The 18,467-nt window shown below is 70.2% G+C and carries 19 protein-coding genes and 1 pseudogene; 11 read left to right on the top strand and 9 right to left on the bottom strand.

What is annotated here, in order from left to right; all coding sequences use genetic code 11:
- The first annotated feature begins 73 nt into the window (after positions 1 to 73).
- The 5 genes from HLK59_RS38555 (at position 74) to thpD (ending at position 4,023) form a co-directional block, all read left to right on the top strand.
- Entirely contained in the window at positions 74 to 529 is a 456-nt protein-coding gene (locus HLK59_RS38555; protein WP_240982894.1) for a DinB family protein, read from the top strand.
- 305 nt (positions 530 to 834) lie between these two features.
- Complete coding sequence (gene ectA, locus HLK59_RS38550) at positions 835 to 1,353, top strand: diaminobutyrate acetyltransferase (RefSeq protein ID WP_171146291.1); 519 nt, start codon at positions 835 to 837, stop codon at positions 1,351 to 1,353.
- Positions 1,354 to 1,439: 86 nt separating this feature from the next.
- Positions 1,440 to 2,711 (top strand): diaminobutyrate--2-oxoglutarate transaminase, encoded by a 1,272-nt coding sequence (gene ectB, locus HLK59_RS38545; protein ID WP_171146290.1) that lies wholly within the window; start codon positions 1,440 to 1,442, stop codon positions 2,709 to 2,711.
- A 20-nt stretch (positions 2,712 to 2,731) separates the two neighbouring features.
- Positions 2,732 to 3,130, top strand: coding sequence for an ectoine synthase (locus HLK59_RS38540; RefSeq protein WP_171146289.1), 399 nt, complete (start codon positions 2,732 to 2,734; stop codon positions 3,128 to 3,130).
- On the top strand, positions 3,127 to 4,023 hold the full coding sequence (gene thpD, locus HLK59_RS38535; RefSeq protein ID WP_171146293.1) for an ectoine hydroxylase: 897 nt from the start codon (positions 3,127 to 3,129) through the stop codon (positions 4,021 to 4,023). The genes HLK59_RS38540 and thpD overlap by 4 nt, the downstream gene beginning before the upstream one ends.
- A gap of 19 nt (positions 4,024 to 4,042) precedes the next feature.
- Here thpD and HLK59_RS38530 read toward each other — a convergent pair whose 3' ends face one another.
- The 6 genes from HLK59_RS38530 to HLK59_RS38505 all read right to left on the bottom strand — a co-directional run bounded on the left by HLK59_RS38530 (position 4,043) and on the right by HLK59_RS38505 (position 9,207).
- Positions 4,043 to 5,047: a maleylpyruvate isomerase family mycothiol-dependent enzyme gene (locus HLK59_RS38530; RefSeq protein WP_171146288.1), complete on the bottom strand. Its 1,005-nt coding sequence runs from the start codon at positions 5,045 to 5,047 to the stop codon at positions 4,043 to 4,045.
- 30 nt (positions 5,048 to 5,077) lie between these two features.
- A complete protein-coding gene (locus tag HLK59_RS38525) occupies positions 5,078 to 5,695 on the bottom strand; it encodes a sigma-70 family RNA polymerase sigma factor (RefSeq protein ID WP_171146287.1) in 618 nt (205 codons plus the stop codon).
- An 86-nt stretch (positions 5,696 to 5,781) separates the two neighbouring features.
- A complete protein-coding gene (locus HLK59_RS38520) occupies positions 5,782 to 6,834 on the bottom strand; it encodes an aminotransferase class V-fold PLP-dependent enzyme (protein WP_171146286.1) in 1,053 nt (350 codons plus the stop codon).
- A gap of 97 nt (positions 6,835 to 6,931) precedes the next feature.
- Entirely contained in the window at positions 6,932 to 7,651 is a 720-nt protein-coding gene (locus HLK59_RS38515; protein ID WP_171146285.1) for a DsbA family oxidoreductase, read from the bottom strand.
- 75 nt (positions 7,652 to 7,726) lie between these two features.
- On the bottom strand, positions 7,727 to 8,191 hold the full coding sequence (locus HLK59_RS38510) for a GNAT family N-acetyltransferase (protein ID WP_171146284.1): 465 nt from the start codon (positions 8,189 to 8,191) through the stop codon (positions 7,727 to 7,729).
- A 26-nt stretch (positions 8,192 to 8,217) separates the two neighbouring features.
- Entirely contained in the window at positions 8,218 to 9,207 is a 990-nt protein-coding gene (locus HLK59_RS38505) for a helix-turn-helix domain-containing protein (protein WP_171146283.1), read from the bottom strand.
- Between the two features lie 70 nt (positions 9,208 to 9,277).
- On the opposite strand from HLK59_RS38505, the gene HLK59_RS38500 reads away from it, so the two are divergent.
- Positions 9,278 to 10,642 carry an MFS transporter gene (locus HLK59_RS38500; RefSeq protein ID WP_240982893.1) on the top strand — a complete coding sequence of 455 codons (1,365 nt, stop codon included), beginning with the start codon at positions 9,278 to 9,280 and terminating at the stop codon, positions 10,640 to 10,642.
- Here the strand turns inward: HLK59_RS38500 and HLK59_RS38495 are convergent.
- A complete protein-coding gene (locus HLK59_RS38495) occupies positions 10,602 to 11,210 on the bottom strand; it encodes a DUF1349 domain-containing protein (RefSeq protein WP_171146282.1) in 609 nt (202 codons plus the stop codon). The two genes, HLK59_RS38500 and HLK59_RS38495, sit on opposite strands and share 41 nt — an antisense overlap.
- 104 nt (positions 11,211 to 11,314) lie before the next feature.
- Positions 11,315 to 12,844 carry an aldehyde dehydrogenase (NADP(+)) gene (locus HLK59_RS38490; RefSeq protein WP_171146281.1) on the bottom strand — a complete coding sequence of 510 codons (1,530 nt, stop codon included), beginning with the start codon at positions 12,842 to 12,844 and terminating at the stop codon, positions 11,315 to 11,317.
- Positions 12,845 to 12,975: 131 nt separating this feature from the next.
- On the opposite strand from HLK59_RS38490, the gene HLK59_RS38485 reads away from it, so the two are divergent.
- From HLK59_RS38485 to HLK59_RS38475, 3 genes are all read left to right on the top strand, one after another.
- Positions 12,976 to 13,749 (top strand): IclR family transcriptional regulator, encoded by a 774-nt coding sequence (locus HLK59_RS38485; protein WP_171146280.1) that lies wholly within the window; start codon positions 12,976 to 12,978, stop codon positions 13,747 to 13,749.
- Positions 13,750 to 13,752: 3 nt separating this feature from the next.
- A complete protein-coding gene (locus HLK59_RS38480; RefSeq protein WP_171146279.1) occupies positions 13,753 to 14,223 on the top strand; it encodes a GNAT family N-acetyltransferase in 471 nt (156 codons plus the stop codon).
- A gap of 80 nt (positions 14,224 to 14,303) precedes the next feature.
- Positions 14,304 to 15,755, top strand: coding sequence for a penicillin-binding transpeptidase domain-containing protein (locus HLK59_RS38475; RefSeq protein WP_171146278.1), 1,452 nt, complete (start codon positions 14,304 to 14,306; stop codon positions 15,753 to 15,755).
- A 53-nt stretch (positions 15,756 to 15,808) separates the two neighbouring features.
- Here HLK59_RS38475 and HLK59_RS38470 read toward each other — a convergent pair whose 3' ends face one another.
- Positions 15,809 to 17,266 (bottom strand): NCS2 family permease, encoded by a 1,458-nt coding sequence (locus HLK59_RS38470; protein WP_171146277.1) that lies wholly within the window; start codon positions 17,264 to 17,266, stop codon positions 15,809 to 15,811.
- Between the two features lie 235 nt (positions 17,267 to 17,501).
- Here HLK59_RS38470 and HLK59_RS38465 point away from each other — a divergent pair, with 235 nt between their 5' ends.
- Both HLK59_RS38465 and HLK59_RS38460 read left to right on the top strand, forming a co-directional pair.
- Positions 17,502 to 18,068, top strand: coding sequence for a SigE family RNA polymerase sigma factor (locus HLK59_RS38465; RefSeq protein ID WP_171146276.1), 567 nt, complete (start codon positions 17,502 to 17,504; stop codon positions 18,066 to 18,068).
- Positions 18,065 to 18,467, top strand: a pseudogene (locus HLK59_RS38460) (hypothetical protein); the annotation flags it as partial. The gene HLK59_RS38465 and the pseudogene HLK59_RS38460, both read left to right, overlap by 4 nt.

The raw sequence follows: 18,467 nt of genomic DNA, 5'->3' as shown, positions 1-18,467 counted from the left end.
TTCTCCGCCCCCCCCGCTGCCCCCACTCTCCCCTTCGTCGGCAGCGCTCGATGGGTATAAGAGACAGCTCCCCATGCTGGAAAGCTGGTTGGACTTCCACCGCGCCACGCTGGAGCTCAAGTGCGCTGGGCTGGACGACGAGCAGGTGCGGCGCCCCTCCGCCGAGCCCTCCGCACTGACGCTGCTCGGGCTGGTGCAGCATCTCGCCGAGGTCGAGCGGAACTGGTTCCAGCGGGTGGTCGCGGGCCTCGATGTGCCGCCCGTGTTCGGCGAAGCGACCGGGTACCGCCTCGATCCCGCCCGCACGCTCGAGGACGTACTCGGTGTCTGGCGGCGGGAGATCGCCCGGGGACGCGAGATCGTCGCCGGGCGGCCGCTCGACGGCACCGGGCGGGTCATGGAGGGGCCCGTTCCCGGGATGGAGGTCAGTCTGCGGTGGGTGTTCGTCCACATGATTGAGGAGTACGCCCGGCACAACGGGCATGCCGACATCTTGCGGGAACGAATCGACGGAGTGACCGGAGCCTAATTCAGGGGTAATTCTGGAATTCACTCCAGGATATCCTCCCGTATTCGTCTGCCCGATTTTCATCACCCTAAACGCAAAGATTCCGCGAACGTCAACCGGCCGAATTCGGGCAGATCTCATGGGGATTACATGGCTGTGACGCGTTACACATCGAGGGTGATTTGCCCCTTTTGATGCGGGCGAAGCCGCACATACCTCGCACCTTTCACGCGTCCGCCCGCGCCCGCGTGATAACACAGGCCCCGCCGACCCGTAACCCCTCCCGGCGATGCAATTTTTAATTTGGCTGGGTAAATTCAATTCGCATGACTGCCGCACAAGCAGACACGACAGCAGAACTGCGAATCGACCTTCCGTCCGTCGCGGACGGCGCCGCGTTGTGGCGGATCGCGAGGGACTCCGAGGCCCTCGACCTGAACTCGTCGTACAGCTATCTGCTGTGGTGCCGCGACTTCGCCGCCACGTCGGCCGTCGCCCGGGACGGACGCGGGGAGCCGGTCGGCTTCGTCACGGGGTACCTGCGCCCGGACCGTCCACGCACCCTGCTCGTCTGGCAGGTGGCCGTGGACGAGGCGTACCGCGGACGGGGGCTCGCCGGGGCACTGCTCGACGCACTCGCCGCGCGGGCCTCGGCCGAGCAGCGGATCACCGCCGTCGAGACCACCATCACGCCCGGCAACACCGCCTCCGAGCGGCTGTTCAGCGCCTTCGCCGAACGGCACGACGCCGGCCTGGAACGTGAAGTGCTCTTCGACACGGGCCAGTTCCCGGACGGGCCGCACGAACCCGAAGTCCTGTACCGCATCGGCCCCCTCTCCCTCTGACGACCGAGACGGCCCGCCACAGCCCGCGACGGCCGAAACGCACTCCCCTCCCTCTCCCTCCCCCACGCATCGAGGAGCGATTCTTCGTGACCATCACCCAGCCCGACCTCAGCGTCTTCGAGACCCTCGAGTCCGAGGTGCGCAGCTACTGCCGCGGCTGGCCCACCGTCTTCGACCGTGCGCAGGGCAGCCGCATGTTCGACGAGGACGGCCACGACTACCTGGACTTCTTCGCGGGCGCCGGTTCCCTGAACTACGGCCACAACAACCCCGTCCTGAAACGGGCGTTGATCGACTACCTGGAGCGGGACGGCGTCACGCACGGGCTCGACATGTCCACCACCGCGAAGCGGGCCTTCCTCCAGACCTTCCAGGACGTCGTCCTGCGACCGCGCGACCTGCCGTACAAGGTCATGTTCCCCGGGCCGACCGGCACCAACGCCGTCGAGTCCGCGCTCAAGCTCGCGCGGAAGGTCAAGGGGCGCGAGGCCATCGTCTCGTTCACCAACGCCTTCCACGGGATGTCGCTGGGGTCGCTCGCCGTCACCGGCAACGCGTTCAAGCGGGCCGGCGCCGGGATCCCGCTCGTGCACGGCACGCCGATGCCGTTCGACAACTACTTCGACGGCGCGGTCGAGGACTTCCTGTGGTTCGAGCGGCTCCTGGAGGACCAGGGCTCAGGGCTCAACAAGCCGGCCGCCGTGATCGTCGAGACCGTGCAGGGCGAGGGCGGTATCAACGTGGCCCGCAGGGAATGGCTCCAGGCGCTCGCCGAGCTGTGCGAGCGGCAGGACATGCTGCTCATCGTCGACGACATCCAGATGGGGTGCGGACGTACGGGTGCCTTCTTCTCGTTCGAGGAGGCGGGCATCACGCCGGACATCGTCACCGTGTCCAAGTCGATCAGCGGATACGGCCTTCCCATGTCCCTCTGCCTGTTCAAGCCGGAGCTGGACATCTGGGAGCCGGGCGAGCACAACGGCACCTTCCGCGGCAACAACCCCGCCTTCGTCACCGCCACCGCCGCCCTGGAGACGTACTGGGCGGACGGTTCCGCGATGGAGAAGCAGACCCGCGAGCGCGGTGAGCAGATCGAGCAGGCCCTCATCTCCATCACCGAGGAGAACCTCGCCGATGTGAAGGAGTACCGGGGGCGCGGGCTGGTGTGGGGCCTGGAGTTCCACGAGAAGGAGCGCGCGGGGCGGGTGGCGCACCGGGCTTTCGAGCTCGGGCTGCTCATCGAGACGTCGGGCCCGGAGGGCGAGGTCGTGAAGCTGCTTCCGGCGCTCACGATCACCCCCGAGGAACTGGACGAGGGACTCAGCGTTCTCGCCCGCGCCGTACGCGAAACCCTCTGAGAGAAGGAGCTGTTCAGCACGTGATCGTCCGTTCGTTCAAGGACATCGAAGGAACCGACCGGCATGTGAGGGCCGCGTCCGGGACGTGGGAGAGCAAACGCATCGTGCTCGCCAAGGAGCGGGTCGGCTTCTCCGTGCACGAGACGATTCTGTACGCGGGTACGGAGACGTCCATGTGGTACGCGAACCACATCGAGGCCGTGGTGTGCGTCGAGGGCGAGGCCGAACTCACCGACGACGAGACCGGGCGGAAGTACACGATCACGCCCGGGACCATGTACCTCCTCGACGGGCACGAACGGCACACGATGCGGATCAAGGAGGACTTCCGCTGCATCTGTGTCTTCAACCCGCCCGTGACCGGCCGGGAGGACCACGACGAGAACGGCGTCTATCCCCTGCTGACGGAGGAGGACTGACCATGAGCACCACCATCACCGACCTGTACCCCAGCCGCGGCGCCACGGAGGTGTCGACGCCCCGCAAGGACCCGGTCGTGTGGTCGGCGCCCGGCGCGCCGGGGCCGATCGCCACGGGCGAGCTGGAGTCGTTCGAGCGCGACGGTTTCCTCTCCGTCGACCAGATCATCGGCGACGACGAAGTGGCCGTCTACCGGCAGGAGTTGGAGCGGCTCGTCGCCGACCCCGCGATCCGCCTGGACGAGCGGTCGATCGTCGAGCCGAAGTCCAAGGAGATCCGGTCCGTCTTCGAGGTGCACCGGATCAGCGAGGTGTTCGCGCGTCTGGTGCGGGACGAGCGGGTCGTCGGGCGGGCCCGGCAGATCCTCGGCTCGGACGTGTACGTCCATCAGTCGCGGATCAACGTCAAGCCCGGGTTCGGTGCCTCCGGCTTCTACTGGCACTCGGACTTCGAGACCTGGCACGCCGAGGACGGGCTGCCGAACATGCGGACGGTGTCCGTCTCCATCGCCCTGACGGAGAACCACGACACCAACGGCGGCCTCATGATCATGCCGGGCTCGCACCGCACGTTCCTCGGCTGTGCGGGGGCCACACCGAAGGACAACTACAAGCAGTCGCTTCAGATGCAGGACGCGGGCACGCCCTCGGACGAGGCGCTGACCGCGATGGCCGGTGAGTACGGCATCAAGCTGTTCACCGGCAGGGCCGGTTCGGCGACCTGGTTCGACTGCAACTGCATGCACGGGTCCGGCGACAACATCACGCCGTTCCCGCGCAGCAACGTCTTCATCGTGTTCAACAGCGTGGAGAACGCGGCCGTGGAGCCGTTCGCGGCACCCGTACGGCGGCCGGAGTTCATCGGCGCCAGGGACTTCACCCCGGTGAGGTGACCTTCACCGGCATGCCCCTTCACAGCCACGCCAGCGACGCGGCCCGCTCCAGTACGTTCCGTACGGCGGCCGCGTCGCCCGTGGTGGCCCTCGGCACCTCGTCGGGGGTGTGGCGGCCACCCACCAGGAGGCAGAAGTCGACCGGGTCCAGGGTGAGTTCGGCCCGGACGGGCTCGTCCTGCGAGCCCAGTACCCACTGCTCGCCGCCGGTGACCGAGAACAGCACCGGCGCGGCGGTCCGGTCGAGGGCCAGGCCGAGGATGCGGACGGCCAGGCGGACCAGTTGCCACAGGTGTGCCTCGGGTGGCGGCGGGACGGCGAGTCCGAGGGCGCGGCCGATGTCGTCGGTGTGGATCCACGCCTCGAAGGCGCGCACCACGTAGTGGTCGGCGACCGGCAGCCGTACCCCCATCAACATCACCGCGCGGGCGGCCGGTTCGGGATCGGTGGCCTCCGGCGCGGTGAGCAGGGCGCCCGCCTGCGCGGCCCAGTCGGCGACCGTCTCCTCGGGCGTACGGCCGTACTCGTGGGCGATGACCTCGGCGGTCCGCTCGTTCCAGGCGTCCCCCCAGTGGGTGTCGTGCGGGACCCGGGAGAGCGGCAGGCGGGTGTCCAGACCGAGCAGCCGCGCCAGGTGCTCGTCGGCGGCGAGGAGATGGGCGACGGTCGCGTGCACGTCCCAGTCGTGCACGACCGGGGTGGACCAGCGGCCCTCGATCTCGGGCAGCAGCGCCTTGAGTCCTGCCACCGCCGCGGCGTAGGGGGCGGCGTGCGCCGCGACCCGGGGTGCGGCGGAGCGGGTGCGCAGGGCGCCGGAGAGGATGGCGGCGGCCGGGCGGTGGCCCGAGCCGTTCGCCGCGGAGCCGTCGAGGAGTCGTACCGTCTCCCGCAGCCGCTCCGCCTCCGCCGCGCAGCTCTCGCACTCGGCCAGATGCAGCGGGACCGTCCTGCGGTCGGCGGGGTCCAGCGCCCCGAAGGCCCAGGCGGCCAGCAGGTCGCGTACGCCGTCGTGTTCAGTGGTCACCGTGCACCCCCTTTCGCGGATCCCTTCCCATCATGCGCCCCTTTCGAGCGCGGGGTCGGGCGGGTCGGCCAAAGACTCGGCCAAGGTGCGTAACGCTGTGCGCAGCCGTGTCTTGGCCGTCCCCTCGGGGATGCCGAGCTCGACGGCGGCCTGCCGGTAGGTGCGGCCCGCGAAGTAGGCCAGGTGCACCACCTCCCGCTGGGGCTCCGGGAGTTCGGCGAGGGCGGAGTGCAGGAGAACGGAGCGCTCGCGGTCCACGACCGTCTCGTCGGGGCCGGGGCCGGGCTCGGGGATGGCCTGGAGCGCCAGGTCGTCGGCGCCGGCGGCCTTGCGGTGCCGGGCCTCGCTGCGCACCCAGTCCACGGCTCGCCGGTGGGCGAGCATGGAGAGCCAGGTGCGCAGGGTGCCGCGGCCCGCGTCGAAGGCGTACGGCCTGCTCCACAGGTGGGCGAAGACCTCCTGCGCCACGTCCTCGGCGGCGCCCGGGCTCCGGGTGACCCGGACGGCGACCCTCCGCACCAGGCCGCCGTACGCCTCGTACGCCTCGGTCAACGCGGACTCGTCGCCGTACACCAGCCGCCTGTGCAGCTCTGTGTCGACGGGAGGCCGCACGGACGTGTCGCCCGCTTGTTCCACCGGCACCACCACCCCTGGTGCCTTTCCTAGCGCCCTCGCCGGGCCCGCGCCAGCGGTTCACGACAACAGGCCATGGCCAATGGTTCGCGCGCCGTAGGTCAGATGGACAGGGCGTCCAGTAGGCGGTCGACGTCAGCGGGGGTGTTGTACAGATGGAAGGAGGCGCGCAGATGGCCCGCGCGGTCGGAGACCTCGATGCCCGCCGCGCTCAACTCGGGCTGTTTCGCGCCGAGTCCGGGGACGGAGACGATCGCCGAGCCGGGGGCCGGTACGGGTTCGTGGCCGAGGGTGGCGAGGCCGGCCCGGAAGCGGTCGGCCAGGGCCAGGTCGTGGGCGTGGACGGCGGCCACGCCGAGTTCCTCGATCAGGGAGAGGGAGGCGCGCAGGCCGGCGTACACGAAGAGGGCGGGGCTGATGTCGAACCGGCGGGCGGAGTGGGCGAGTTCGGCGATCGGGCCGTAGCAGCTGTCCCAGGGGATCTCGCCCGCGACCCAGCCGGCCAGCAGGGGGGTCAGGTCGCCGAAGTCCTCCGGGACCGCCAGGAAGGCGGCGCCGTGCGGGCCGAGCAGCCATTTGAAGCCGGTGGAGACGGTGTAGTCGTACGCGCCGGCATCCATGGCCAGCCATCCGGCGGCCTGGGAGAAGTCGACGTACGTCCGGGCCTCGTGCGCCCGGGCGGCCTCGCGCAGGGCGGGCAGGTCGGCGATCCGGCCGTCGGCGGACTGGGCGGCGCTGACCGCGACGAGGGCGGTCTCCGGGCGGACGGCCTCGGCGAGCCGCTCCAGCGGGACGATACGGACCTTGAGGTCGCCGCGGGCGTGGAAGGGGTTCACGACGGACGTGAAGTCGTCCTCCGCGGTGAGGACTTCGGCGCCCGCGGGGAGCGAGGCGGCGACCAGGCCGGAGAAGGTGGAGACCGAGGCGCCGGCCGCCACCCGGTGCGCCGGCACTCCGGCCAGCCGGGCGAAGCTCGCGCGGGCCCTCTCCACGTCCTGGAACAGCGGGTCCAGCGGCCTGCCCTCGGCGCGGATCCTCGTGGCCTCCGTCAGGGCGGTCACGGTACGGGCGGGGAGCAGACCGCTGGACGCGGTGTTGAGGTAGGTGTTCTTCGGGGCGAACTCGGCACGGACGAGGCTCTCGAAGGTCTCCATGGGTCCACTGTGGAGCCGCTCCAGGCATTGGTCCATTGCGGATTCTTACGTGGTTCCCCTAAGAAACCCTTATGGATCGGCCCTGACCTGCGCCGTCTCAGTGCTGCTGGGGCACCGCGCACCCGTCGGGACCGCAGGCCTCCGCGCCCCCGTCCTCGATCAGCTTCAGCGGCGGGCGCTCGCCCCAGGCCTGGGTCAGCGCCTGGCTGAAGACCTCGGCGGGCTGGGCGCCGGAGACGCCGTACTTGCGGTCGAGGACGAAGAACGGCACGCCGTTCGCGCCGAGTTCGGCGGCCTCGCGCTCGTCGGCGCGGACGTCGTCGGCGTAGGCGTTCGGGTCGGCCAGCACCTCGCGGGCGTCGTCGGCGTCCAGACCGGCGGCGACGGCCAGCTCCACGAGCCGCTCCTCGCCCTCGGCGAAGACGGAGCGCTCCTCCGCGAAGTTGGCCTGGTAGAAGAGCTGGATGAGCTCGTCCTGCTTCCCCCGCGCCTTGGCGAGGTGGAGCAGGCGGTGCATGTCGAAGGTGTTGCCGTGGTCGCGGTCCCGGGTGCGGTAGGCGAGCCCCTCGGCGGCGGCCTGGGTGCCGAGGTTCTCCTCGCCGGCCTGGGCCTGCGCCTCGCTCATGCCGTACTTCTTGGTCAGCATCTTGATCACCGGCTGGACGTCGCCCTTGGCGCGCCCGGGGTCCAGCTCGAAGGAGCGGTGGACCACCTCGACCTGGTCGTGGTGCGGGAAGGCCTCGAGCGCCTTCTCGAAGCGGGCCTTGCCCACGTAGCACCACGGGCAGGCGATGTCGCTCCAGATCTCGACGCGCATGTCTTCGGCTCTTTCCAGGTCGCACGGGTACGGAGACGGCCTCCGGTTAATCGGTGAACGTTCAAGGAGTGGGGTTCATTCCCCGGTCAGCGGGAGGGTCATGCGCAGATGGTGGTGCCCCGGTTCGACGGGGTGCGGGGCCCAGCCCCGGCCCGTGTAGAAGGCCTGCGCCCGCACGTTGTCCACATGCACCTCCAGCACGGCCCGCCGCCTGCCGTCGGCCTGCCACTGCTCGACGCAGGCCGCGTGCAGAGCGGTGCCGACGCCGGAGCGCCACCGGTCGGGTTCGACGTGGAACTGGAAGAGCTTGACCGTGTCCGCCGGGGCTCCCTCGGGGATGCGGAAGGAGGCGAGTCCGGCGATGCGCCCGTCGTCCACCAGGCACAGGACATGCCCGTCCGGCCGCGCGATGGCGCTCCGCCAGGTGGCGAGCCAGTCGGTGCCGTCGTCGGGGATGCCGTCGGGGTAGTACGTGGCCCGGGCACGGGCGTGCAGCCCGGCGACGGCCTCCGCCTCGGCGGGTACGGCGGTCCTGATCACCCGTGCTCCGACAGCTCCGTCATCGATCACGCAACGGAGGACGAGACCTCGGACGGCCCGGTTCCCAGACGGCTGTACTGGGCACGGTAGGCGCTCGGTGTCAGACCGGTGCGGCGGACCAGATGGGCGCGCAGGGAGTCGGCGGTGCCGAGGCCGCAGGAGCGGGCCACCTGGTCCATGGGCAGGGTGGTCGTCTCCAGGAGTTCCTTCGCGCGTTCGATGCGCTGGTGGAGGAGCCACTGGAGGGGGCTGACGCCGCTCTCCGCGTGGAAGCGTCGGGTGAGGGTGCGTACCGAGACACCGGCGTGGCGGGCGAGGTCGGTGAGGGTGAGGGGCTTGTCGAGGTTGCGCATGGCCCAGCCCCGGGTGTCGGCGCAGGCGGTGCCGCGTTCGAGGGGCAGCGGGGTCTGGGCGAACTGGGTCTGGCCTCCGGGGCGCACCGGGGCGACGAGGGAGAGGCGGGCCACCTCGTTGGCGACCGCTGCGCCGTAGTCGGTGCGGATCATGTGCAGGCACATGTCGATGCCGGCCGCGTAGCCGGACGAGGTGAGGACCTGGCCGTCCTGTACGTAGAGGACGTCGCCCTGGAGGTCCAGGGACGGGTAGCGGTCGCGCAGTTCGTCCGCCAGTTGCCAGTACGTGGTGGCGCTGCGGCCGTCCAGGAGGCCCGCCTCGGCCAGGACGAAGGCGCCGCTGCAGATGGAGGTCACGCGCTTGCCTGCGGCGGCCGCCTCGCGTACGGCCTCGACGGTGCGCGGATCGGGGTCGTACGGGTGCCCGGTCCCGGCGACGACCACGATGTCGGCGTCCCGGACGGCGTCCAGCCCGCGCTCCACCTGCAGGGCCAGCCCTCCGGTGGTGGCGACCGGTCCCGGGTCCGGAGTGCACACGACGACCTCGTAGCCCTGGCCGCCGTCCACATGGACCTTCTCGAAGAGCAGCTCGGGAATGGCGAGGTTGAACATCGAGACGGGCGAGGGCGCGACGACGGCGACACGAAGCGGCCGAGGATGCATGGCCAGAACCTCCGGAGGTATGGCGTTCCGGCCACTACTGTACGTGCCCCGATATCCGCAGCATGGGGGCATGCCCACGACTCGGCTCGATCCCGACACCCGTCAACTGCCCGGCCGCTCCTCCGCCTTGACCCTCGTCGCCGCCCTCCTCGGCTTCGCGTTGATCACCCTCGACGCGTCCGTCGTGAACGTGGCCCTGCCGGCCGTCGGGGCGGCGCTGGGCGGCGGGATGTCGGGCCTTCAGTGGGTGGTGGACGCCTACACCCTCGCCTTCGCCGCGCTCATGCTGTCGACGGGCTCCTTGTCGGACCGGATCGGGGCCGGCCGGGCGTTCGGGATCGGCATCGCGCTGTTCACGCTCGCCTCGGCGGTCTGCGGGCTGGCCCCGAACCTGCCCGCGCTGATCGGGGCGCGGGCGGTGCAGGGCGTGGCGGCGGCCCTGGTGCTGCCCGCCTCGCTGGCGCTGGTGCGGCAGGCGTACCCGGATCCGGCGCGCCGGACGCGTGCGGTGGCCTCGTGGGGTGCGGGCGGTTCGGTGGCGCTGGCGCTGGGTCCGGTGGCGGGCGGCGCGCTGACGATGGGCTGGGACTGGCGGGGGATCTTCTTCATCAACCTGCCGCTGGGCGCGGTGGCGCTGGCCCTGCTGGTGCGGACCCCGCGCTCGGAGCGCCGTCCGGCGCCGCTGGACCTGCCGGGTCAGCTGACCGCCGTGGTGGCCCTGACCGCGGTGGCCTTCGCGGTGATCGAGGGCGGGGCGACGGGGCTCGTCGCTCTCGCTCTCGCGGTCCTCGCCGCCGGGTCCTTCCTGTGGATCGAGGCACGCCAGCCGCACCCGGTGGTCCCGCTCGGGCTGTTCCGCGACCGGACCGTCGCCGTCGTGGTCGCCGCGGGGATGTCGGTCAGCGTGGCCTTCTACGGTGTGGTGTTCGTCTTCTCCCTGTTCTTCCAGCAGGTGCAGGGCCGTTCCGCGCTGTGGGCCGGGCTGATGTTCCTGCCGATGAGCGGCCTGATCGGGGTGACGAACGTGTTCTCGGGGAAGCTGGCGGCGCGCTACGGGGCACGGCGGCCCATGCTGATCGGGCAGGCGCTGGCGGCCGCGGGACTGCTGCTTCTGCTGTACGTCGACGCCGGTACGTCCTCCGCGCTGGTGGCCGTTCTCCTCGTACCGATGGCGCTCGGCTGCGCGCTGGCCGTGCCGCCGCTGACGGCCGCGCTGATGGACGCCGTGCCCGGTGAGCGGGCCGGGCTCGCGGCGGGTGTCCTCAACGCGGCCAGGCAGACGGCCGGAGGGCTGTCGGTCGCGGTGTTCGGGGTGCTGGTCGCCGACGGCTTCGAGGCCGGGATGCGGCTGGGTCTGGCGATCGGCGCCGGTCTGCTGCTGGTGACGGGTGCGCTCAGCTTCCGTCTCTCAGGTCCTTCGGCCAGTCGGGCCTGAACTCCAGGTGGTCGTAGGTCACGACGCAGCCCTCCCCCATCGGGGACTGGGTCATGAAGCCGACCAGGGCGGCGTCGCTCTTCTTCTCGTCGTCCAGCGTGAACAGCCGGACGAATATCCAGCGTTCGCCGTCCCGGGAGGCGTGGAAGGCGAAGGCGCGGCCGGTGCGGCTCACTCTGAGCCAGACCGAACTGCCTTCCACCGTGAAGGAGTTGGCGTCGTCGGAGTGCCCCCGGGTGACCACCGTGCAGATGGTGGCCACGTCCGGGGAGTACTCCAGACAGAGCTTGGCCCAGGCCCGGTCGCCGACATGGACGTAGAGGACGCCCGCGTCGAAGGACGCGTTGAACCCCACGGTGACCCGGGCGATGAGCTGGAAGTCCCCCTCGGGGGCCCCGAGAAGGCGCGGCGCGTCGGAGGCGGGATCGAGCCCTTCCGCGGTGGGCGGCACGAACCGGTCCTGCCGGGGCCCGGCCCACCCGGTGAGGACCCCGTCCTCGTAGGACCAGTGCCCGGAGGGGCCGTAGGTACGGAGCGGAAAGGGCAGTTCGGGAAGCGAGACGTCCATCAACCGATTATCCCAGGTTGAGCGCGCCCACCTAGGGGCGCGGGGAACTGCGCGACACACCACGACGAACCCGCAGCCGCCAGAATCCCCGCACCCCTATGGCGCTATCGCTCCAACTGCCCGTTGAACCGACGAGGCAGCCCCAGCGGATTGTCATCGCGGAGCTCCACCGGCAGCAGCGCCTCCGGCGTCGTCTGGTACACCACCGGCCGCATCCACCGCTCGATGGCCGTGCCACCGACCGACGTGGACGTGGACGTCGTAGCCGGGTACGGACCGCCGTGGTGCTGGGCCGCCGCCACGGCGACCCCCGTCGGCCAGCCGTTGACGAGCACACGCCCCGCCAGCGGCGTCAGCTCCGCGAGGATCTCCCGGCCGCGGCCCTCACCCACCGCCTCCTCGGCGGACAGATGGACCGTCGCGGTGAGGTTGCCCGGCAGCCGCGACAGCACCTGGTTGCGCTCGGCCTCGTCCTCGTAGCGCGCCACGACCGTCACCGGACCGAAGCACTCTTCGAGCAGCAGGTCGTAGGCGCCCGCCTGGGCCAGCTTGCTCGCGGCCACCGTGAGGAATCCCGCGCTCACCGTGTGCTCGCCGCCGGAGCCCGGCGTGACCGGCGTCTCCACGTCGGCCAGTTCGGCGCGCTCGGCGACCCCGGCGATGAAGTTGTCCCGCATCCGGTGGTCGAGCAGCACGCCCGCGTCGGTGTCGCTGACGGCGTCCGTGAGCGACTTGACCAGGCCGTCACCGGCGGCGCCCGACGGCACGAGGACCAGGCCCGGCTTCACACAGAACTGGCCGACGCCCAGCGTCATGGAGCCCGCGAGGCCCGTACCGATCGCCTCGGCGCGCTCGGCGGCCGCGGCCTCGGTGACGACGACGGGGTTCAGGGAGCCCAGCTCGCCGTGGAAGGGGATCGGGACCGGACGGGCGGCGGCCGCGTCGAAGAGGGCCCGGCCGCCACGGATGGACCCGGTGAAGCCGGCCGCGGCGACCAGCGGGTGCTTGATCAGCTCGATGCCCGCCTCGAAGCCGTGCACGAGACCGAGCACGCCCTCGGGGATGCCGTGTTCGGCGGCGGCCCGGCGCAGGACGACCGCGACCAGCTCGGACAGGGCCGGGTGGTCGGGGTGGGCCTTGACGACGACCGGGTTGCCGGCCGCCAGCGCGCTCGCGGTGTCACCGCCGGCGACGGAGAAGGCGAAGGGGAAGTTGGAGGCCGAGTAGACGGCGACGACACCGAGCGGCACCTTGTAGCGGCGCAGATCCGGGATCGGCGGGGTCGCGGTGTCGTCGGGGTGGTTGATCACGACGTCGAGGAAGGCGCCCTCGTCGACGATGTCGGCGAAGGCCCGCAGCTGGTAGCAGGTGCGGGCGAGCTCGCCGGTCAGGCGGACCGGGCCGAGCGCGGTCTCGGCGTCGCCGGCCTCGACGAGCTGGTCCTTGGCGGCCTGAAGCTTGTCGGCGGCGGTACGCAGGAACGCGGCGCGGACCGTGCGGTCGGCCAGGGCGCCGCGGGCGTCGTGCGCGGCCCGGACGGTGGCGTCCACCTCCTGCGCGGTAGCCTCCACGGCAACCTGCTCACGCTGCTTCCCGGTTCGGGGGTCGACACTCCAGACTGGTGCTGCTGCCACCGCGGGTCCCTCCACACAGTTCCTGGGTCATTCACCAGGGTCGTTCGATATACTGAACGCTGTCTCTGATGATGAATATGCTGTTGGAGACTATATAACTGGGTTCTCGTCCAACGAAGGGGTCTGGGGCGATGTCGGCAGGCGAGACGGGCGGCGGGGCGCAGGTCAAGTCCGCGGTACGGACGGTTGAACTGCTCGAATACTTCGCCGGGCGCCCCGGTATGCACTCCCTAGCGGCGGTCCAGGAGGCCGTCGGTTATCCCAAGTCCAGCCTCTACATGCTGCTGCGCACGCTGGTCGAGCTGGGCTGGGTGGAGACGGACGCGACGGGCACGCGGTACGGCATCGGGGTGCGGGCGCTGCTGGTCGGCACGTCGTACATCGACGGCGACGAGGTGGTCGCGGCGGCGCGGCCGACGCTGGACCGGCTCTCCGACGACACGACGGAGACCATCCACCTGGCGCGTCTGGACGGGACGAACGTCGTCTACCTGGCCACCCGGCAGTCGCAGCACTATCTGCGCCCCTTCACGCGGGTCGGCCGCCGTCTCCCGGCGCACTCGACCTCCCTCGGCAAGGCGCTGCTGAGCACCTGCACGGACGAGCAGGTCCGCAAGATGCTCCCGGAGACGCTGCCCGCGCTCACCGAGAACACGATCACCGACCGGGAGAAGCTCATCGAGGAGCTGCACCAGGTGCGGGAGCAGGGCTTCGCCGTGGACCGCGAGGAGAACACGCTGGGGCTGCGCTGCTTCGGCGTGGCGATCCCCTACCGGACCCCGGCGCGGGACGCGATCAGCTGCTCGGTGCCGGTCGCGCGGCTCACGCCCGCGCACGAGCAGATGGTGAAGGACGCGTTGTTCGACGCGCGGGACCGGCTGACACTGGCCACCCGTAGGCTCTGAGGCATGCAGATCGCCCTCCGAGAGGTCCATGACAGCGATCTGCCGGTGTTCTTCCGGCAGATGAACGATCCCGAGGCCCTGCACATGGCGGCCTTCACCCCGAAGGACCCGGCCGACCGGGACGCCTTCGACGCCCACTGGAAACGCATCCGGGCCTCCGACGCCGTGCATCGCACGGTCCTGGCGGACGGGGACGTGGTGGGCAGCGCCTCGGTGTACGGCGAACCGGGCGAGCGCGAGGTGACGTACTGGATCGACCGCGCGTACTGGGGGCGGGGCATCGCCACAGCCGCGCTGCGGGAGCTCGTGACCCAGGTGCCCGAGCGCCCGCTGTACGCCCGCGCCGCCGCCGACAACGCCGGCTCGCGGCGCGTGCTGGAGAAGTGCGGTTTCCGGGTCAGCGCCCGGGCCACGGGGTTCGCCAACGCGCGCGGCACGGAGATCGACGAGCTCGTGCTGGTCCTTGAGCGATAGCCCGCCGGACATGAACGTCCCATGAGAAACGCGGACGTACGGGAACGATTCGTGGCGCTCCGCTCGTCTACCTGAGCGGGATGAACAAGACGATCAGGCGCGCTTCGGTCTTCACGCTGCTCCTGGTGTTCGCTCTGCTGCTGCGGGCGACCTGGGTGCAGTTCTACGAGGGCCAGGCGCTCGCGGACGACAGCGACAACCGGCGGAACGCGATCGAGACGTACTCGTCGCCGCTCGGGAACATCATCGTGGCCGGTGAGTCGATCACCGGTTCCGCGCAGACGAAAGGCAGCGACCTCAAGTACAAGCGCACCTACAAGGACGGCGAGCTGTACGCCGCGGTGACGGGCTACGCCTCGCAGGCCTACGCCCCGACCCAGCTGGAGGGCATCTACACCGACCTCCTCAACGGCACGGACAGCCGGCTGAAGTCCGTCATGGACACGGTCACCAACCAGCGTGCCGAGCCGGGCAACGTGGTCACCACGATCGACCCGGACGTGCAGAAGGCGGCCTATGACGCGCTCGGCGACAAGCAGGGCGCGGCCGTCGCGATCGATCCGACGACCGGCAAGATCCTGGCCGTCGTGTCGACCCCGTCGTACAACCCGTCCTCGCTGACCGACGCCAACACGGCCGGTTCCGCCTGGAAGAAGCTCAACGCCGACTCCGACAAGCCGCTGACCAACCGCGCGCTGCGGCAGCCGGTGGCCCCGGGTTCCACGTTCAAGCTGGTCGTGGCGGCGGCCGCGCTGGAGGACGGTCTGTACTCGACGGTGGACGAGAAGACCGACAGCCCGGACCCGTACAGACTGCCGGGCACGGTCACCGATCTGGAGAACGAGAGCAAGTCCGCGCCCTGCGAGAACGCCTCGATCCGCACCGCGCTCCAGTACTCCTGCAACAACGTGTTCGCGAAGATGGCGTACAACCTCGGCCAGGACAAGCTGCGGGCGATGGCGGAGAAGTTCGGCTTCAACGACGAGTCGCAGGACGTGCCCGTGCGGGCGTACACCAGCGTCTACCCCTCGGACATGAACGACTCGTCGACGGCCCTCACCGGCATCGGCCAGTTCGATGTCACCGCGACCCCGCTCCAGATGGCCATGGTGTCCGCGGCCATCTCCAACGGCGGCAAGCTGGTCTCGCCGCACATGGTGTCGCAGATCACGGACAGCGGCGGCGACACCCTGGAGAACTACGACGACGAGGCGTCGACGACCGAGGTCGTCAGCTCCGAGACCGCCGAGCAGCTCCAGTCGGCGATGCAGACCGTGGTCAACGACGGCACCGGTACCAACGCCAAGATCGACGGGGCGACCGTCGGCGGCAAGACGGGTACCGCGCAGCGCGGCGAGAACAACAGCAAGTCGCCGTACGCCTGGTTCACGTCGTACGGGAAGGCCGACGGCAAGGAGGTCGCCGTCGCGGTCCTGGTGGAGCAGTCGGACGCGGCGCGCTCCGAGGTGAGCGGCAACGGGCTGGCGGCGCCGGTGGCCAAGGCGATGATGGAAGCGGCGCTCAAGAACTAGCGCAAGGGGTGGCTCCCGAGAGGAGCCACCCCTTCACGTCACTTCACTTCAGGTCACTTCACGCCCAGGATCTGCTCGATCGGGTCAATGGCGAAGTACACGAGGAACAGCGCCGACGTGCCCCACAGCAGCCAGTGGATCTCCTTCGCCTTGCCGAGGACCGTCTTGATCACGACGTAGGCGACGAAGCCCGCGCCGATGCCGTTGGTGATCGAGTACGTGAACGGCATGACGGCGATGGTGAGGAACGCCGGGATGGCGATCTCGTACTTCTCCCAGTCGATGTGCTTGACCTGGGTCATCATCAGGAAGCCGACGGCGACCAGGGCGGGGGCGGCCGCCTGGAGCGGGACGATGGTGAGCAGCGGGCCCAGGAACAGGGCGAGGCCGAAGAGGCCACCGGTGATCAGGTTCGAGAAGCCGGTGCGCGACCCCTCGCCGACACCCGCCGCCGACTCGATGTACGAGGTGGCGGAGGACGACGACGCCGCGCCGCCCGCGACCGCCGCCGCACCGTCGATGAGCAGCACCCGGCCGAGGTTCGGGACCTTGCCCTCCTCGTCGAGGAGACCTGCCTCCGCGCTGATGCCGACGACCGTGCCCATGGTGTCGAAGAAGTCGGACAGCACCAGCGTGAAGATCAGCAGGACGACGGTGATGACACTGACGTCGGCGGCGCCGAACGCCCCGAAGAGGCTGAAGTGACCGATCAGCCCGAAGTCCGGGGTGTCGACGAGCTTGTCGGGCCACGCGGGCGTGGTCAGACCCCAACTCTTGATGTCGGCCGCCGAGTTGATGATCATCGCGATGATCGTCATGGTCACGATGCTGATCAGGATGGCGCCCTTGACCTTGCGGGCGAGCAGTCCGATCGTCAGCAGCACGCCGAGACAGAAGACCAGGATCGGCCACCCGGAGAGGGAGCCGGTGCCGCCGAGCTGGACCGGCACGGTGGTGTTCGCGATGTCCGGGATCCGAGTGACGAAGCCGGCGTCGACGAAGCCGATGAAGGCGATGAACAGACCGATACCGACGCTGATCGCCTGCTTGAGCGGCTGCGGGATGGCGTGCATGACGGCCTCCCGCAGACCGGTCACCACCAGCACGCAGATCAGCAGGCCTTCGAGGACGACGAGACCCATCGCGTCGTCCCAGCTCATCAGCGGGGCGATCTGGAAGGCGACGACCGCGTTCAGTCCGAGGCCCGCGGCGAGCGCGAGGGGCAGGTTGCCGCCGACGCCCATGATGATCGTCATCACCGCGGCCACCAGGGCGGTGGCGGTGGTGAGTTGGACCGGGTCCAGGGTGTCGCCGAACTTGTCCTTGGCGCTGCCCAGGATGATGGGATTCAGGACAAGGATGTAGGCCATCGTGAAGAACGTGGCGAAGCCGCCGCGTATCTCGCGGGCGAAGGTGGATCCCCGTTCGGAGATCTTGAAGTACCGGTCGAGGCCGTTCGCCGCCGGTGGCGGGGGAACTGGCCGGTCGGCCACCTTCTGCGTGTCGGACATGACTGTTGCTCCTTGTTGCCTGATTGATCTGTGCGCGGATGCTGGCTGGATTGTTCCCGCGTTGAACGGGTTTCAGGTTTTCTCCGTGTTACGGAATCGGGGTCGGCCCGCCAGACTGTGTTCGAAGCCCCGTACGAACCACGCGGATGATCACTGCTACGCTTCCGGATCTCGTCCGGGTCACCTCCGGACGATCACGTGTCATTCACATGACATACACAGGGAGGTTTCGCCCGTGGGCACGGTCGTCGACGACGCAGCCTCCGTGGAGTTCCATGCCTTCTTCGAACGTCACTACGCCGAACTGTCCCGTCTCGCCCATCTGTTGACCGGCGAGTCGGACGCCGCCGACGACCTCGCGGCGGACGCGCTGCTCGCGCTCTGGAACCGCTGGGACCGGGTCCGCGCGGCCGACCACCCGGCAGCGTACGCCCGTGGTGTCGTCGCCAATCTGGCCCGCACCCGCATCCGCAGCGCGGTCCGCGAGCGCCGCCGGGTCGCCCTGTTCTGGTCCCAGCGCGAGGAGAAGACGGAGAACCCGGACATAGCGGGTGTCGTGGACGTCCAAGAAGCGCTGCGCAGGCTGCCGTTCCGCAAACGGGCGTGTGTGGTCCTTCGCCATGCGTTCGACCTGTCGGAAAAGGACACCGCTCTCGCCCTCGGTGTCTCCGTGGGTACGGTTAAGTCCCAGACGTCCAAGGGCATGGCCGAACTGCAGCGGCTGCTCGGCTCCCAGGGCGTACCGCAGAAGGTGCACGCGGCGATGGCGCGCGGCGGCGAGACCGGAGGACGGACCCGATGAGGCAGCAGGACGTGCACGACGAGCTGCGCGCCCGGCTGCACGAGGCGGCCGGACAGCACGAGCCCGACCGCGCGCGCATCCTGGCGCGGGTCGAGCGCGGCATGGCCGAGGAGATCCGCCCCGACCACCGGGCGACCCGTCCGCCGGTGTTCGGCTGGGTACGGGTGGTCAGCGCCACGGCCGCGGTCGCGTGTGTGCTCGGCATCGGCGGCTACGCGGTGGCGTCCGCCGTGAAGGACAACGCCCCGCAGCAGACCGTGGCGACCACGGCGACCCCCGAGCCCTCGCCGTCCGCGACGAGCCGGGCGCCGATCAAGCCGGCCGACCCGTCGCCGGGCGAGGCCCAGGAGACCAGGAAGCCCAGCAGCACCCCCACGCGGCAGCAGCCCTCCGCGACCC

Origin of the sequence: Streptomyces sp. S3(2020), from assembly GCF_013044505.1 — a bacterium.
Taxonomy (GTDB): domain Bacteria; phylum Actinomycetota; class Actinomycetes; order Streptomycetales; family Streptomycetaceae; genus Streptomyces.
This window is presented reverse-complemented; position numbering and strand designations above follow the sequence as displayed.